The 15,613-nt window shown below is 67.9% G+C and carries 11 protein-coding genes; 5 read left to right on the forward strand and 6 right to left on the reverse strand.

Annotation, left to right across the window (positions count from 1 at the left end):
* Positions 1 to 98: 98 nt before the first annotated feature.
* Entirely contained in the window at positions 99 to 2,894 is a 2,796-nt protein-coding gene (gene glnE / locus ACO2Q9_RS15545; protein WP_423312712.1) for a bifunctional [glutamate--ammonia ligase]-adenylyl-L-tyrosine phosphorylase/[glutamate--ammonia-ligase] adenylyltransferase, read from the reverse strand.
* Positions 2,895 to 2,919: 25 nt separating this feature from the next.
* On the opposite strand from glnE, the gene ACO2Q9_RS15550 reads away from it, so the two are divergent.
* From ACO2Q9_RS15550 to ACO2Q9_RS15565, 4 genes are read left to right on the forward strand one after another with little or no spacing between them, the layout of a single operon-like run.
* Positions 2,920 to 7,071 (forward strand): YhdP family protein, encoded by a 4,152-nt coding sequence (locus ACO2Q9_RS15550; RefSeq protein ID WP_423312713.1) that lies wholly within the window; start codon positions 2,920 to 2,922, stop codon positions 7,069 to 7,071.
* Positions 7,068 to 7,883, forward strand: coding sequence for a carbon-nitrogen hydrolase family protein (locus tag ACO2Q9_RS15555; RefSeq protein ID WP_423312714.1), 816 nt, complete (start codon positions 7,068 to 7,070; stop codon positions 7,881 to 7,883). Before ACO2Q9_RS15550 ends, ACO2Q9_RS15555 begins: the two co-directional genes overlap by 4 nt.
* A gap of 33 nt (positions 7,884 to 7,916) precedes the next feature.
* A complete protein-coding gene (locus tag ACO2Q9_RS15560; RefSeq protein ID WP_423312715.1) occupies positions 7,917 to 9,950 on the forward strand; it encodes a sensor histidine kinase in 2,034 nt (677 codons plus the stop codon).
* Between the two features lie 13 nt (positions 9,951 to 9,963).
* Positions 9,964 to 10,602 carry a response regulator transcription factor gene (locus tag ACO2Q9_RS15565; protein ID WP_423312716.1) on the forward strand — a complete coding sequence of 213 codons (639 nt, stop codon included), beginning with the start codon at positions 9,964 to 9,966 and terminating at the stop codon, positions 10,600 to 10,602.
* A 13-nt stretch (positions 10,603 to 10,615) separates the two neighbouring features.
* On the opposite strand, the gene ACO2Q9_RS15570 is transcribed toward ACO2Q9_RS15565, so the two are convergent.
* Both ACO2Q9_RS15570 and ACO2Q9_RS15575 read right to left on the reverse strand, forming a co-directional pair.
* A complete protein-coding gene (locus ACO2Q9_RS15570; protein ID WP_423312717.1) occupies positions 10,616 to 11,260 on the reverse strand; it encodes an OmpA family protein in 645 nt (214 codons plus the stop codon).
* A 145-nt stretch (positions 11,261 to 11,405) separates the two neighbouring features.
* Positions 11,406 to 11,549 carry a hypothetical protein gene (locus ACO2Q9_RS15575; RefSeq protein WP_423312718.1) on the reverse strand — a complete coding sequence of 48 codons (144 nt, stop codon included), beginning with the start codon at positions 11,547 to 11,549 and terminating at the stop codon, positions 11,406 to 11,408.
* On the opposite strand from ACO2Q9_RS15575, the gene ACO2Q9_RS15580 reads away from it, so the two are divergent.
* Complete coding sequence (locus tag ACO2Q9_RS15580; protein ID WP_423312719.1) at positions 11,497 to 12,729, forward strand: murein transglycosylase A; 1,233 nt, start codon at positions 11,497 to 11,499, stop codon at positions 12,727 to 12,729. The genes ACO2Q9_RS15575 and ACO2Q9_RS15580 overlap by 53 nt on opposite strands.
* A gap of 22 nt (positions 12,730 to 12,751) precedes the next feature.
* Here ACO2Q9_RS15580 and ACO2Q9_RS15585 read toward each other — a convergent pair whose 3' ends face one another.
* The 3 genes from ACO2Q9_RS15585 to ACO2Q9_RS15595 are packed head-to-tail and all read right to left on the reverse strand — an operon-like array spanning position 12,752 to position 15,546.
* Positions 12,752 to 14,368 (reverse strand): MFS transporter, encoded by a 1,617-nt coding sequence (locus tag ACO2Q9_RS15585; RefSeq protein ID WP_423312720.1) that lies wholly within the window; start codon positions 14,366 to 14,368, stop codon positions 12,752 to 12,754.
* A gap of 27 nt (positions 14,369 to 14,395) precedes the next feature.
* A complete protein-coding gene (locus ACO2Q9_RS15590) occupies positions 14,396 to 15,034 on the reverse strand; it encodes a hypothetical protein (RefSeq protein WP_423312721.1) in 639 nt (212 codons plus the stop codon).
* Positions 15,035 to 15,060: 26 nt separating this feature from the next.
* Entirely contained in the window at positions 15,061 to 15,546 is a 486-nt protein-coding gene (locus ACO2Q9_RS15595; RefSeq protein WP_423312722.1) for an Lrp/AsnC family transcriptional regulator, read from the reverse strand.
* Positions 15,547 to 15,613: the final 67 nt, after the last annotated feature.

Below are 15,613 nucleotides of genomic sequence, written 5' to 3' on the forward strand. Positions count from 1 at the left end.
GGGGCAGCGCCACAGGCAGCGAGGGTGCCCCGGGACCGGCGCAAAGAATTACAGCATGGGAAAACCCGTGCCGTGGCTGTTTAATGAAAAATTAAGTTCTAGCCGTGACCGGCGCCGAACACCGCATTCCACAACGCGAGAACCGCGCTGCGTTCGCCCTCGACACTGGCCGGCGCGACCTGCGTGGGCGATTCGTTGAGGCGCGCGTGGTGCTGCACGCGGCGCAACGCACGGTAGGCACTGGCTGCTGCGTGCCCGGTGCCGGGGGGAAGCAGACCGGCACTCTCTGCGCGTTGCAGCAGCGCGATGTTGCCGACGTTGGGAATCAGCTCGCGGTGCTGCGCGGCCTGCGCGAGCACCAGGTATTGCACGGCGAACTCCGCATCCACCATGCCGCCCGGGCTGTGCTTCACATCGAACTTCTCACCGGTGCTCTCGCCCTTGATGGGGTGAGCAGCGCGCACTTTCTCGCGCATCGCGACGATCTCGGCACGCAGTGCGTCGGCATCGCGCGGCGCGGTGATCACGGCTTCGCGAACCGCGTCGAAACGCGCGCGCAGGGCTTCTTCGCCGAGCACGAAGCGCGCGCGCGTCATCGCCTGGTGTTCCCAGGTCCACGCGGTGTTGCTGCCGCGCTGCTGCTGGTAGTCGGCGTACGCCGAGAACGTGGTGATGAGCAGGCCCGAGTTGCCGTTGGGGCGCAGCGCGGTGTCGATCTCGAACAGGTCGCCTTCGCCGGTCTTCACCGTGAGCCAGTTGATCAGCTTGCGCACGAAGGCTGCGTAGGTGTCGGCCGCGCCCTCATCCGGGTCGTCGTGCACGAACACGATGTCCAGGTCGCTGCCGTAGCTCAGCTCTTTTCCGCCGAGCTTGCCGTAGCCGATGATGGCGAACTGCGGCGTCTCGCGGTGGCGGTTCTTCAGGCGTTCCCAGCACCACTGCGCCGTGACGCGCAGCACACTGTCGGCCAGCGCAGAGAGGTCGTCGGCGACCTGCTCCACGGTCAGGCGGCCTTCGACGTCACGCGCGAGCGTGCGGAACATTTCGGCATGGTGCGCGCGGCGCAGCAGGTTCAGCAGCGCCTCGTCGTCGTCTTCACCGGTGCGCACCAGCGCGGCACGGCGTGCGGCGAGTTCGCCTTCGAATTCGGCGGCATTGAAGCGTTCGGACAACAGCGCGTCGCTGGCGAGTTCGTCGATCACGCCCGGATGCCGCAGCAGATATCGCGCGGGCCACTTCGCCGCGCCCAGCAGGCGCAGCAGGCGCTCATGCACCGCAGGCCGCTCCAGCAGCAGCGCGAGATAACTTTCGCGGCGCAGCAGCGGCTCGATCCAGTCGGCGATGCGCACGGCTGCTTCCTCGCTCACACGACCTTCGCGCAGCCATTGCGCCGTACGCTGGACCACCCGCGCCAGCCGGTTGCGTGTGTCTTCGCGAAGGGCCAGAACGCGCGGATGTTCGCGCCACGCGGCCACGCGCTGTCGGAAGCCTTCGGGCAGTTCGGCGAGCAGCGTGTCCAGGTCGGGCGCGGCGGCTTTCGCCTTGGGGCCGACGCAACTCTTGCAGTTGCCGCCCGCGCTCGCGCCCGCCAGCAGCTTGTCGAACTCCTGCGCGACGAATTCGCGGTGCGCGTCGAGTTCGTGCAGGAAAGGGCAGCAACTCGCATAGCCCATGGTGTGCGCGATCCACGCGAGGTCTTCGTCCTGCGTGGGCAGCACGTGCGTCTGCTGGTCGTCCAGGTACTGGATGCGGTGCTCCACGCGACGCAGGAATTCGTAGGCCTTTGCCAGTGCGTCGGCCGTGTCCTGCGGCATCAGTCCGGCGGCGGCGACGCGCTGCAACGCGTCGAGCGTCGGCCGTGTGCGCAGCTCGGGGAACTGGCCACCGCGCACCACCTGCAGCAATTGCACCGTGAATTCGATTTCGCGGATGCCGCCGCGCGAGATCTTCACGTCGTTGGCGCGTTCGGGCCGGCCGGCGGTGCGCTTGGTCGCGTGCTCGCGGATCTGGCGGTGCAGCGTACGCAAGGCCTCGAATACCCCGTAGTCGAGGTAGCGACGGAAGACGAAGGGCAGCACCACGCTGCGCAGCGCCTGCGCCGACGCGTCCTGCACGCACTGGCGCGGTGCGACCACGCGGCTCTTGAGCCAGGCGAAGCGCTCCCACTCGCGGCCCTGCGCCTGGAAGTATTCCTCCAGCGCGTCGAGCGACACCACGCTCGGCCCGGAGTTGCCATTGGGGCGCAGCGCCAGGTCCATGCGGAACACGAAGCCGTGCTCGGTGGTGTCACCCACCAGTGTGTAGATGCGCTTGACGGCGCGGGCGAAGTATTCCTGGTTGGTGATCTGGCCGCGGCCGTCTTCCAGCCCGGCGGTCTCGCCGTCCTGGTCGTAGACGTAGATCAGGTCGATGTCGCTGGAGACGTTGAGTTCGCGCGCCCCGAGCTTGCCCATGCCGATGATCCACAGGCGGGCACGTTTTCCGTCCACGCCGACCGGCGCACCGTGGCGTGCGTCGAGTTCGGCCTCGGCTTTGGCGCAGGCCATGTCCAGCGCGAATTCGGCCAGTTGCGTCACCGCCGTGGTCACGTCCGACAGGGGGGCCTGTGCGTCGCAGTCGAGGGCGATGAGGCGCTCCATCACCAGCTGGCGCGTCATGCGCAGGGCGGCGCCAGTGTCGGCACCGCGCGCCCTCAAGGCGTTGAACGCCTGGAGCATGTGGGGGCGAAGGGGTGCACCGGCGGGCAGCAGGGCCAATTCGGTCGCGTAGCGGTTGCGCAGACGCTGGGCGAAACGCGAATACGACGAGAGCAGCGAAGCCGGGGCGGCCTGGCCATCCCGGGGTAACAAAACTTCACCGGCCTGTGCTGAACCTGTGTCCACGCTGCCAGTCATAATTCCTGCCACTTCGCATTCATCGATGAATCACCTCGCGCCAGCTCCCACCCGACTGCTGAAGATCACGGCAGCCGTGGCGCGATGGCTGCTTTTCCTGCTGCTATCGGCCTGGCTCCTCTTCGGGCTCGCCCTCGGTCTTTTGCACGGCTGGATTGTGCCGCGAATCGACGAGTACCGCCCGACGCTGGAAAAGCAAGCAAGTCGCGTGCTCGGTGTTCCGGTGCGCATCGGTGCCATCGAGGCCCGCTCGTCCAGTCTGTTCCCCATGGTGGAGCTCCACGACGTCGTGCTGCTCGACCCCGAAGGCCGGGAAGCCCTTCGCCTGCCGCGGGTACTCGCCTCCGTCTCTCCCCGTTCGGCGCTCCACCTGGGCTTCGAGCAACTCTATATAGACAAGCCCGAACTGGACATCCGGCGCACCGCGGCGGGGCGGCTGACCATCGCCGGGCTCGATTTCTCGCGCAGCGACGGCGACAACACCGAGGCACAGGACTGGTTCTTTTCCCAGTCCGAGTTCGTCATCCGCGGCGGTACCGTTCGCTGGACGGACGAGCAGCGGGCCGCCGGCACGCTGTCGCTGGCGGACGTGGACTTTGTCGCGCGCAACAGCGCACGCCGGCACAGCTTGCGGCTGGACGCGACGCCACCCGTCGAATGGGGCGACCGCTTCACGCTGATGGGGCAGTTCCGCCAGCCGCTGCTGGTGCGTCGCGCCGGCCAGTGGCAGGAATGGGATGGCCAGCTGCATGCCGACTTCGCGCGGGTGGATGTCTCGCAACTGCGCCGGCACGCCGACATCGGTGCCGACCTGCGCGAGGGCCTGGGCGCGCTGCGGGTCTGGGTGGACGTCGCGCGGGGCGAACTGCTCGGCGCCACGGCCGACGCCGCCCTGGCGCAAGTCAATGTCCAGCTTGGCAAGGAACTCCAGCCGCTGATGCTGCGCTCCGTCAGCGGGCGCGTCGGCGGCCGCAGGCTGCCGGGCGGCTTCGAGTTCTCCACGACAGGCTTGCAGTTCGATGCCGACGACGGCCTGCACTGGCCGGGCGGCAACGTGTTCATGCGCTACACCGAGCCTGCCGCCGGCACGCCTTCGGGTGAATTCCGCGCGGACCGGCTGGATCTGGCGGCGCTGGCCCAGATTGCCCATCGACTGCCCTTGGGCGATGCGGCCCATGACGTGCTGGATCGGCATGCGCCACGCGGCCTTGTCGAAACGGTCCAGTCGACGTGGACGGGCCCGATCGGTTCGCCCACGCGCTACGAAGCCAAGGGCCGCGTCGCGGGGCTCGAGATCGCGGCCAGCAGCAGCCGGACCGGTTCCGGCACGCCGGGCATACGCGGTGCGACCATCGACTTCGAGTTCACGCAGGCCGGCGGCAAGGCGGGGCTGTCGATCACGCGCGGCGCGCTCGACCTGCCGGGAGTTTTCGAAGACCCGCTGGTGCCAGTGGATCAGTTGAGCGGCAACGCCACGTGGAAGCTCGACGGCCCGAAGATCGACGTGCAGGTAGGCAACCTCGTCTTCGCCAACGCGGACGCACAGGGGGAAGCGCGCGCCAGCTGGCACACGAGCGATGCGGCGACGTCTTCGTCGCGCTCGCGCTTTCCCGGAGTGCTCGATCTGTCGGGCACCCTGTCGCGCGCCGACGGCACGCGCGTGTACCGCTACTTGCCGGCACACATCCCCAAGGATGTGCGCAGCTACGTGCAGGAAGCCGTGACCACCGGCACCGCCAGCGATGTGAAATTCCGCGTGAAGGGGGACCTGCACGACATGCCCTTCGCCGATCCGAAGAAGGGTGATTTCCATATCTCGGCGCAGGTGCGCAACGTCAACTTCGCCTATGTGCCGCGCAGCAGCCTGCCCAAGGATTCGCTGCAGTGGCCCGCGCTGAACCAGCTGTCGGGCGAGCTCGTCTTCGACCGCCTCTCGATGCGCGTGAAGGGCGCCACCGCGCGGCTGCAAGGTGCGCCTGCGCTGCAGGTCACACAGGCGGACGCCACCATTCCCGACCTCTCGCACAACACCACGGTGCAGGTGGACGGCACGATCAAGGGGCCGCTCGGCGACGCATTGAAGGTCGTCGGCAACTCGCCGCTCGGTGCGCTCACTGGCGGGGTGCTCAGCAAGTCCACCGGCACCGGCAATGCCGACGTGCAGCTCGGCCTCATCCTGCCGGTGCACACCATCGACAAGTCGAAAGTCAGCGGCTCGGTCACGCTGCAGGGCAACGACATCCAGTTCACGCCGGACACACCGCAACTGGCGCGTGCGCGCGGCGTGGTGAGTTTCAACGAAGGCGGGTTCACCGTCAGCAACGGCCAGGCGCGCATGCTGGGCGGCGACCTGCGGATCGAAGGCGGCTCGCGCATGGTCGCGGGGGAATCGGTGGTGCAGTTGCGCGCGCAGGGAACGGCCACGGCCGACGGCCTGCGGCAGGCACGCGAACTCGGCTTCCTGTCGCGGCTGGCGCAGAACGCCAGTGGCGGCGCGAGCTACAACGCCGTGCTCGGTTTCCGCCGCGGCATGCCGGAGCTGCAGGTCAGCAGCAACCTCCAGGGCCTGGGGCTGAGCCTGCCCGCACCGCTGAACAAGACGGCGGAGTCGGCGTTGCCGTTGCGCTTCGAGAACACGCTGGTGCGCGAGTCGTTGACCTCCGGTCCGCTGCTCGACCAGCTGGTGCTGGATCTGGGGCGCGTTGCCAACGTCACCTATGTACGGGACGTCTCCGGTGCGCAGACGCGCGTGCTGCGCGGCGGCATTGGCATCGGTCTGGCGCCGAACGAGTTCGCGCCCATGCCGGACGACGGCGTGCTGGCCAACATCAACCTCACGAGCGTGGACATCGACGCGTGGGAGGATGCGCTGTCGAAGGCAGCTGGCGCGAGCATCAACACCGCGTCGGCCCCCGCAGCGACCGCCGAAAGCCAGGCCGCACAGGGCTATCTGCCCACGCAGGTGGCGGTACGCGCAAGGGAGCTCGTCCTTGAAGGGCGCAAGCTCAACAACGTGGTCGTCGGCGGATCGCGCGAAGGCACGACGTGGCGCGCCAACCTGGACGCGAACGAGCTCAACGGCTACGTCGAATACCGCCAGGGCAGCGGCGCGACGCCTGGACGCCTGTATGCGCGGCTCGCACGCATGAACATCGCGCAGGGCGCGACCAGCGATGTGGAGGCCTTGCTCAACGAACAGCCGGCCAACATCCCGGCGCTGGACATCGTTGTCGATGACTTCGAGTTGCGCGGCAAGAAGCTCGGCCGTGTGGAGGTGGAGGCCGTCAATCGCGTCGGCGGCCCGCGCGATGGCACGGTGCGTGAGTGGCGTCTGAGCAAGCTCAACCTCACTACGCCGGATGCGATCTTCTCGGCCACCGGCAACTGGACCGCCATCAACGCGCAGGGCGTGCAGCCCTCCAGTGTGCGCACCGGCCGGCCCGCAGCCGAGCGCCGGCGCACGGTGATGAACTTCCGGCTCGACATCGCCAATGCCGGGGACCTGCTCGGCCGCTTTGGCATGAAGGACGTGGTGCGCCGTGGCAAGGGACGCATGGAAGGCCAGGTCGCGTGGCTGGGCTCGCCGTTGACCCCGGACTACCCGAGCATGAGCGGGCAGTTCAATGTGAATGTGGAAGAAGGCCAGTTCCTCAAGGCCGACCCGGGCCTTGCCAAGCTGCTGGGGGTGCTGAGCCTGCAGTCCCTGCCGCGCCGGCTGACGCTCGACTTCCGCGACGTGTTCAGCGAAGGCTTCGGTTTCGACTTCGTGCGCGGGGACGTGAAGATCGACCAGGGCATCGCGTCCACCAACAACCTGCAGATGAAGGGCGTGAATGCTGCCGTGCTGATGGAAGGCCGTGCGAGCCTGGCGGCAGAGACGCAGGACATCCGCGTCGTCGTCGTTCCCGAGATCAACGCGGGTACGGCGTCGCTGGTGGCGACGGCCATCAACCCGGCCATCGGCCTGGGCACCTTCCTCGCGCAATGGGTGTTGCGTCGCCCGCTGATCCAGGCGACCACACAGGAATTCCACATCGACGGCACGTGGACAGATCCGCGCATCACGCGCATCGAGAAGAAGGGCTTGCCGGCCACAACGGAGCCCCGCCAGACCGGGAAGCCGGCCGATTCGCCGGCGACCGCGGCCGAAGAAACGAAACCGGGAGTGCTGCAATGAGGGTGGCCGCGATCCAGATGGTCTCCGGCCCGCGTGTCGGGGAGAACCTCGCGCACGCACGTGTGTTGCTGCAGGAGGCCGCGCAGGCCGGTGCCGAGCTTGCCGTACTGCCCGAATATTTCTGCATCATGGGCATGCGCGATACCGACAAGCTCGCCGTGCGCGAAACCCCGGGCGACGGACCGATCCAGCGCTTTCTCGCCGACGCCGCGCGCGAACTCCAGCTGTGGATCGTCGGCGGGACGCTGCCCCTCGTGGCCGGGGACGACGCGCACGTGCGCAACACCACCTTGGTCTTCTCACCGTCCGGCGAATGCGTGGCGCGCTACGACAAGATCCATCTCTTCCGCTTCAGCAACGGCACGGAAAGCTACGACGAGGCCCGCGTGATCGAGGCCGGCCGCGAGCCCGTGCTGTTCGATCTGGCTGCGCGCGACGGCAGCAGCTGGCGCATCGGCCTGAGCGTCTGCTACGACCTGCGCTTCCCGGAGCTCTACCGCGCGCTTTCGCGACAGGGAGCCGATGTGCTGCTGGTGCCCGCTGCTTTCACACAGACGACCGGTCGCGCCCATTGGGACGTGCTGCTGCGCGCCCGCGCGGTGGAGAACCTGGCGTGGGTCATTGCCCCCGCACAGGGCGGTTTGCACGAAAATGGCAGGCGTACCTGGGGACACAGCCTCGTGGCCGACCCCTGGGGCAGCGTGGTGGCGGTGCGCGAGGAAGGCGAAGGCGTCGTGCTGGCAGAACTCTCCCGGGAGCGCCTGCAGCAGTGCCGGACGCAGTTGCCCGCGCTCAGCCATTGCGTTCTCTGAAACTGCAGTTTCCAAGCCGCCGATCTCCATTCCGTGCGACCGATCGATCCCCATTCCCGTCTGCTGTGGCAGCGTTGGTCGCTGTGGCTGCTGCTCGCCGTGCTGGTGGTGGGCATGCTGGTCACGCTGGTCTGGCTGGCGGGGCGGCACGAGGTCTCGCAGGTGCAGGGGCAGCTGGACCGCGACACCGCCGATGCAGTCGTCGAATTGCGCACCGCGCTGTCACGCAACGTGCAGAGCCTGCAGGCCCTGCATTCGTCGCACGCCACCCCGGGCGAGTGGGAGATCACGGCGTCGACCACGTTGCGCGAACGTCGCGAATGGCTGCGCGTCGAATGGCGTGACAGCAACCTGAGGCTGCTCAGTCACGCGGACACGCCCTACCGCCCCGCGCCTTTCGACCGGCTCAGCCGGGAAAGCACGCAGCAGGAAGTGGCGCTGACCTGTGCGTCTGCACTGAAGCTGGCAGGGCCTTCGTACTCGACGAGCTATTTCCTGCCGCAGCACGACGGCCAGGGCCTGGAGGTGATGGACCTGTGCCTGCCGCTGATGCAGGCCGGCCGCAGCGGCGGCTTCCTCATCGCCACCTATTCCCTGCAGGATGTGCTGACCGAAATGATCAGCAAGCCGCTCACGCGCAGCCAGGAAGTGTCGTTCACCGAGGCGGATGGCACGCGCCTGGCCATGCACGGCTCGGCCCGGCGCGGCAACCGCGTGTTCACCGCGCAGCAATTGCTCGACCTGCCGGGCAACACGCTGGTGCTGCGCATCGATGGCTGGCGCAGCGCGCCCGACCTGTTCCCCAACGTGCTGACGGCGCTGGTCACCGGCATGTCGATCGCGTTGGTCTCGGTGCTGATCCTGCTGGCCAAGGACATGCGGCGGCGCATGCGCGCCGAGAACGATCTCGCCGAGGCACTGGCCTTCCGCAAGGCGATGGAGGACTCGCTCGTCACCGGCCTGCGCGCGCGCGACCTCGAAGGCCGCATCAGCTACGTGAACCCGGCGTTCTGCCACATGGTGGGCTACGAGGCGAAGGAGCTCATCGGCCAGGCCATTCCTGCGCCCTACTGGCCGCCCGAGAAAGTGACGGAATACAGCGAACGGCAGGTGATGCGCATGGCCGGCGATTCGCCGCCGCGCGTGGAGGCGGAATCCATCTTCATGCGCAAGAACGGCGAGCGTTTCCCGGTGCTCATCTTCGAGGCACCGCTGATCAACGCAGCCGGCGTGCAGACAGGATGGATGGGCGCGATCCTCGATGTGAGCGAGCAGCGCCGCGTGGAAGAGTTCTCGCGCGCCACGCAGGAGCGCCTGCAGGCCACGGCGCGACTGGCCACGGTGGGCGAGATGGCCTCGCTGCTCAGCCACGAGCTCAACCAGCCGCTGGCCGCCATCGCCAGCTATGCAACGGGTTCGATGAACCTGCTCAAGGACAGCGGTGGGGATACCACCAATATCGGCCAGGCCATCCGCCGCATTGCCGAGCAGGCCGAGCGCGCGGGCAAGGTCATCAAGAGCGTGCACGACTTCGTGCGCCGTCGCGAGCATGCGCGCGAGCCAGTGGCGCCGCAGGCGCTGATCGACGCGATCATGCCGCTGGTGAGCCTGCAGGCGCGCAAGCTGCAGATGCGCGTGCACGTGCAGATCGAGGCAGGCCTTCCCGCCGTGTTGTGCGACCGCACGATGGTCGAACAGGTGCTGCTGAACCTCGCGCGCAACGCGATGCAGGCCATGGACCACCCGCAGGTGCACCAGCGCGAGTTGCTGCTGCGTGTGCAGCGCATGAGCGCAGCGCAGGGTGGGCGGTGGCTCGACTTCTCGGTGGCGGACCGGGGCCGCGGCATCGCCGACGATGTGGCCGAGCGCCTCTTCACGCCGTTCTTCACCACGCGCGAGGAGGGCATGGGCCTGGGCCTGAGCATGTGCCGCACGGTGGTGGAGCAGCACGGCGGCGTGCTCGTGCACGAGCCGAACCAGCCGCAGGGTACGATCTTCCGCTTCACGCTGCCGGTGCACATCATCGTCGTACCCGAGCCCCTGCCCGAAACCGAACAGACCACCTGATCCACACCACGCCATGCAACCCGTCCTGGACGCCACCATCTTCATCGTCGACGACGACGCCGGTGTGCGCGAAGCGCTGGCCTGGCTGCTGCGTTCGCGTCATCTGGTGAGCGAGACCTTCGACAGTGCCGAAGCGTTCGAGCGCCGCCTGTCTTCAGACACGGGCGCGCTGCAGCGGCCCGGTTGCCTGCTGCTGGATGTGCGCATGCCTGGCATGAGCGGGCTCGTCCTCTTCGAGAGACTGGCCGAACAGGGCATCGCGCAGACGCTGCCGGTGATCTTCCTCACCGGCCATGCCGATGTGCCGACGGCGGTGGACGCGGTGAAGCGCGGCGCATTCGATTTCTGCGAGAAGCCGTTCTCGGACAACGCGCTGGTGGACCGCATCGAGCAGGCGCTGCGGCATTCGTCCGGTCTGCTGGCTGCACGCGGGCAGCAGACGCAGCTGCAGGCGCGCATGACCGAACTGACCGATCGCGAGCGCGACGTGATGCGCCTGGTGGTGGAGGGTCTGCCCAACAAGCTGATCGCGGATGAGCTGGACATCAGCGTGCGAACGGTGGAGGTCCACCGTTCGCGCGTGTTCGACAAGATGGAAGTGAAGTCGGCCGTCGAACTGGCCAACCTGCTCCGGGGCCTGCTCGGCCCCTAGAGCGAATCCGGCGTCAGCCGGGGCTGCGCTCGCCCACGAAGATTTCCACGCGACGGTTCCTGGCGCGGCCCTCGGTGGTGTCGTTGCTGGCGATCGGCTGGGTCGCGCCCTTGCCGTCGATGGCGATGCGCGAGGCGGGCACGCCACGCATCACCAGGTAGTCGCGCGTGCTGGCAGCGCGGTCCACCGACAGCGGGTTGTTGATGGCCGCAGAGCCCGTGCTGTCGGTATGGCCGACGATGCGGACGTCGGTGTTGGCGTTGCCGCGCACGCCGGTGGCGAATTGATCGAGAACGGGCATGAAGTTCGACTTCACGGCCGAGCGGCCCACGTCGAAGGAAATGTCGCTCGGGATGTCCAGCTTGAGCTGGTTGTCTGCTGTCTGCGTGACGCCGACGCCCGTGCCGCGCGTGGCGGCTTCCATTTCGCGCTTCTGCTTTTCCATGTGCTGTGACCACACGTAGCCGCCAAGTGCACCAGCTGCAGCGCCCACTGCGGCGCCTGTGCCGGCCTTGCCGCCGGTGGCGGAGCCGAGTACCGCGCCTGCGACGGCACCGATGCCGGCGCCGGTGGCCGTGCGGCGTTGTGTGTCGCTCATGTCGGCGCAGCCGGCTGCGAGCACGGCAACGACGGCCAGGGTCAGGACAGTTTTCTTCATAGGGATCTCCTCGATCATCACAGGCGGCGAAGGCCGCCCGACCGGGGCATTATGGAAATGACGCTGCGGCCTCGATGTGTCGCGATGTAAAAGACGCGAATGCCTTGTGCTGCGTGTGCAGTAGTTCTCGCTTGCGCCGGCTTTTTCAGGGCTGCTTGCGGTCCTGGTTGTCGCTGTCATCGGACTGCGTCGGCAGCTCGCCGCCTTTGCGACCGGAGAACATCGTCCACCAGACGATGAACACGAGCAGCACCAGCGCGCCCAAGGCTTCAAGCAAAATCAGTCCCATGCCCATGAATCAACTCCACCAGTGGCTGCTCAGTGGCGCGATTGTAGGAATGCTCGCCGGCTGCGCCTCGGGTCCCGCCCCTGCGCCGCGCGGGGATATCCCCGTCGCGGGGCCTTCGGCGTCCACGACACCGGTCCCGTCGTCCCGCGCGGATGTGCCCGGCGACACCGCCGCGCTGCCGCCCGCCATCACACAAGGCAAGAGCCGCTGGGTGCCGGTGCGCTGGGCCGAGCTCCCCGGCTTTCCGGACGATGCGTTGCACGAGGCCTGGAACGCGTGGCTGAAAAGCTGCGAACGCCCCCCGCCTGCGTTTGCTTCGCTGTGCCCCGAAATCCGCCAGCTGGCCATCGGCGAAGGCGACGAGCAGCGCGCCTGGATGGTGCGGCGTCTTCAGCCCTACCGTGTCGAGCCGCTGCAGGGCGCCAGCGACGGCTTGCTCACGAGCTATTACGAGCCGGTGCTCGAAGCGAGCCGGCAGCCAGTGGCCGGATTCAGCGCGCCGCTGTACCGGACGCCCGCCGGCCTTGCGTCACGCAAGCCCTGGTACACGCGGCAGGAAATCGACACGTTGCCGCAGGCGCGTGCGGCGCTCCAGGGCCGCGAGATCGCCTATCTGGCCGACCCCATCGATGCGCTCGTGTTGCAGATCCAGGGCTCCGGCCGGCTGCGCGTGCGTGAAGCCGACGGTTCGACGCGCTTCGTGCGCGTGGCGTTCGCCGGCTCGAACGAGCAGCCTTACCGCAGCGTCAACCAGTGGCTGCTGTCGCAAGGCGTCACCCGCATCAACCCCTGGCCCGACGCAACCAAGGCCTGGGCTGCGCAGAACCCGCAGCGCGTGAACGAGTTGCTGTGGAGCAATCCGCGCTACGTGTTCTTCCGTGAAGAGGCGTTGTCCGATCTCGATGCGGCGTTCGGGCCGCGCGGTGCGCAGGGCGTGCCGTTGACGCCGGGCCGCTCCATCGCGGTGGACCCGCAGAGCATTCCCTACGGCACGCCGGTCTGGCTGGCGAGCACGGGCGTGCTGCCGCTGCAGCGGCTGGTGCTGGCGCAGGACACGGGCAGTGCCATCGTCGGCGCGGTGCGTGCGGACTACTTTGCCGGCACGGGCGATGAAGCCGGCCTGCTGGCGGCGCGCGTGAAGCAGCCGCTCAGCCTGTGGGTGCTGTGGCCGAAGCGCTGACCTGGACCCGCAGCGCTTTCCGTCAATCGTGGTTGTCGACCACGTAGCGCGTGATCAGCGGCGGCGCGTCGCCGACGTGGAAGGCCAGTCGCCGCTCGCGCAATGACAGGTCGGCGGCGGTCACGCGGTCGAAACGCCGCAGGTGTTCCGTCCATGAAACGTCCACCACCTGTTCGATGAAGCGTGCCGGGTTCGACGTGTCGTGCAGCAGGAACCAGGCGAGCGCGCCCTGGCCGATGCGCACGCGCCGGCTCTCTTCCATCACCGCGCGGAATTCGTTGGCGCGGTCCGGGTCGATCAGGTATTCCACCGTCACGACCACACGCCCTGCATCCACGGCCTCGGGCAGCGGATGGGTGATCGGAGGACGCGCCGGCGTGAGGTCCATGGTCGTGTCGTTCACCGGCATCAGCCGCTGCGCCACATGCATCAGGCTCGCACCGGTGAACGCAGCGACGAGCAGACTGGTCTGGATGCTCGTGTAGGTGGCGACCTGGCCCCACAGCGCCGCGCCGGCCGCACTCGCGCCCATGATGGACATCTGGTACATCGACATGCCGCGCGCGCGCACCCAGTCGGGCAGCGCCATCTGCGCCGAGACCGTGAGCGTGTTGGCCGTGGTGATCCAGGCTGCGCCGGCGAGGAACATCACCGGTACGCCGATATAGATCGGCGGCGAGAACGCCATGACCGCGCTGCCCACCGCCTGCAGCGCCGCACCGCGGAAGGCCAGCGCTTCCGAGCTCATGTGGCGGCGCAACACCTGCATCGACAATGCGGCGGTGATCGCACCGGCCCCCATGGCGGCCAGCAGCAGCGTGAAGGTGCCCGCATTGCCGCCCGGCATGGCGCGCGCCACCAGTGGCAGCAGCGCGAGCAGCGCCGTGGAATGCAGGAAGAAGATGGCGATGCGCAGCAGCACACCGCGCAGCCGGGCCGACTGGCCGACGTACTGCAGGCCCACACGCATGGCCGACAGCAGTGGCTCGCGGCCCAGGGGGTTGGGCGGTGTGGCCTCGCGCTTCCAGCGCCACACGGTGATGCCCGCGATGATCGACATGACGGCGTTGAGCGCGAACACCCACAGGCTGCCCGCCGCCGCGATGATGGCGCCTGCCAGCAGCGGGCCGATGATGCGCGACGCATTCATCGACACGCCGTTGAGCGCCAGCGCGGCAGGCAACTCCTTGCGCGGCACCAGCTCAGGCACGATGGCCGAGAACACCGGCCAGCGCAGTGCCAGGCCCACGCCATTGAGGAACACGAGGAACAGAAGCACCGGCGCCGACATGCCGTCGAACATCAGCACGACGCACAGCAGCAAGGCCACGGCCGCCACCCAGAATTGCGTGGCCATGAAATAGCGGCGGCGGTCGAGGATGTCGGCCAGCGCGCCGCTGGGCAGCCCGAGCAGGAACACCGGCAGCGTGGACGCCGTCTGCACCGCGGCCACCCAGGCGGGCGACGTGGTCAGCGAGGTCATCAGCCACGCGGCCGCGACGTCGTTCATCCACATGCACGAATTCGCGATGAGCCATGTGGCCCAGAGCATGCGGAAGACCGGGCGCCTGAGTGGCGCCAGCGCGGAAGGGGTTTCGGGAGCCGGCGTGGGGGTGCCGGGTTCAGATGTGAGGGACATCGCCCGCTATTGTCGCCGCTGCCGGCCTCATCGCACGGAAATGCGCAGTTGAACTTTCAGGCTGGCCTGCGAACTGCCCTGGCCTTGGGACAGCGTGCCGCTGCTGCGCGAATCGCCCGCGTCCATCGACTCGGCCAGCGTGAACCATTCGCCCAGCGGCGCAACGATGGTCGAGGCCGCCGATGCAGACTGGCCCTGCCGCGCGAGCGCCGTGCCGATCTCCAGTTCCACCGAATCGCCACCGCGCCAGACCGGCCGTGCGGAGAAGCCGCTGTTCGCATCGAGCAGCACCGTGCCCGGCACCGCACGCACCTGGCCGTTGACCACGAAAGTCTGCACCAGCCGCACTGGCACGGTGTTGCCCATGTTGACCTGCGTGGCGCGGCCGTTGAGCACCAGCATCATCTGCGTGAGGTTGCGCATCTCCTGCCGCTGGCCCGCGCCGCCCGACAGGCCGATGTTGGCGCTCGAGTTGCCCGGTTGCAGCACGATGGCGCCGGACCCGCCGAAGCCGCTGCGCGACGCCATGCCCGCCTGCTCCTGGCGCACTTCGATCTGCAGGTTCTTCAATGGCAGGTCGGCCGGTTGCGGCGAGACCTGCGCGGTTGCGGTGATGGCCGGCAGCAGGGCCAGCAAGGCGATGAGGTGAAGCGAACGTCTGCGCATGAAAACTCCTTCGGACGGCGTGCGGGTCAGCCGGCCGGCTTGACCAGATGACCCAGCGGCAGCGCCCCGCCCGATTTGACCTCACCCAGCGAAAAGCTGGTGTGCAAATCTTTCACGTTCGGCAGGTTGATGAGGCTTTGCCGCGCAAAGCGCGAAAACGCGTCCAGATCCTGTGCCACCACCTGCAGCTCGAACGTGCCTGCGCCGCTGATGTAGTGGCAGGCCATCACCTCGGGCAGCTTCTTGATGGCTTCCTCCAGGCGCTTCGTTTCGGCGCCATTGGTGCGCTCGGCGTCCACGCGCACGAAGGCCAGCACGCCCAGGCCTACCTTGCGGCGGTTGATCTCCGCGTGGTAGCCCGTGATGAAGCCCGCTTCTTCCAGTGCCCGTACGCGCCGCCAGCAGGGCGCGGCCGACAGGCCCACGCGCGAGGCGAGTTCTGCGTTGGTGAGCCGGGCGTCGGCCTGCAGTTCCGTGAGGATGGCGAGGTCGAACTTGTCGAGTGTTTCCATTTTCCGGATTATTGAGCAAGATTCTTTCTCAGAGCGCTGAATAGGGGGCATAAAACGCAAAGACTTA

Source organism: Variovorax sp. VNK109, assembly GCF_049445855.1.
Classification (GTDB): Bacteria; Pseudomonadota; Gammaproteobacteria; order Burkholderiales; family Burkholderiaceae_C; genus JAGOCV01.

Bases quoted from the DNA above. Each gene is read 5' to 3' on its own strand.
- glnE (WP_423312712.1), bottom strand. From the start codon at position 2,894: ATGACTGGCAGCGTGGACACAGGTTCAGCACAGGCCGGTGAAGTTTTG.
- ACO2Q9_RS15550 (WP_423312713.1), top strand. From the start codon at position 2,920: ATGAATCACCTCGCGCCAGCTCCCACCCGACTGCTGAAGATCACGGCA.
- ACO2Q9_RS15555 (WP_423312714.1), top strand. From the start codon at position 7,068: ATGAGGGTGGCCGCGATCCAGATGGTCTCCGGCCCGCGTGTCGGGGAG.
- ACO2Q9_RS15565 (WP_423312716.1), top strand. From the start codon at position 9,964: ATGCAACCCGTCCTGGACGCCACCATCTTCATCGTCGACGACGACGCC.
- ACO2Q9_RS15570 (WP_423312717.1), bottom strand. From the start codon at position 11,260: ATGAAGAAAACTGTCCTGACCCTGGCCGTCGTTGCCGTGCTCGCAGCC.
- ACO2Q9_RS15580 (WP_423312719.1), top strand. From the start codon at position 11,497: ATGAACACGAGCAGCACCAGCGCGCCCAAGGCTTCAAGCAAAATCAGT.
- ACO2Q9_RS15575 (WP_423312718.1), bottom strand. From the start codon at position 11,549: ATGGGACTGATTTTGCTTGAAGCCTTGGGCGCGCTGGTGCTGCTCGTG.
- ACO2Q9_RS15585 (WP_423312720.1), bottom strand. From the start codon at position 14,368: ATGTCCCTCACATCTGAACCCGGCACCCCCACGCCGGCTCCCGAAACC.
- ACO2Q9_RS15590 (WP_423312721.1), bottom strand. From the start codon at position 15,034: ATGCGCAGACGTTCGCTTCACCTCATCGCCTTGCTGGCCCTGCTGCCG.
- ACO2Q9_RS15595 (WP_423312722.1), bottom strand. From the start codon at position 15,546: ATGGAAACACTCGACAAGTTCGACCTCGCCATCCTCACGGAACTGCAG.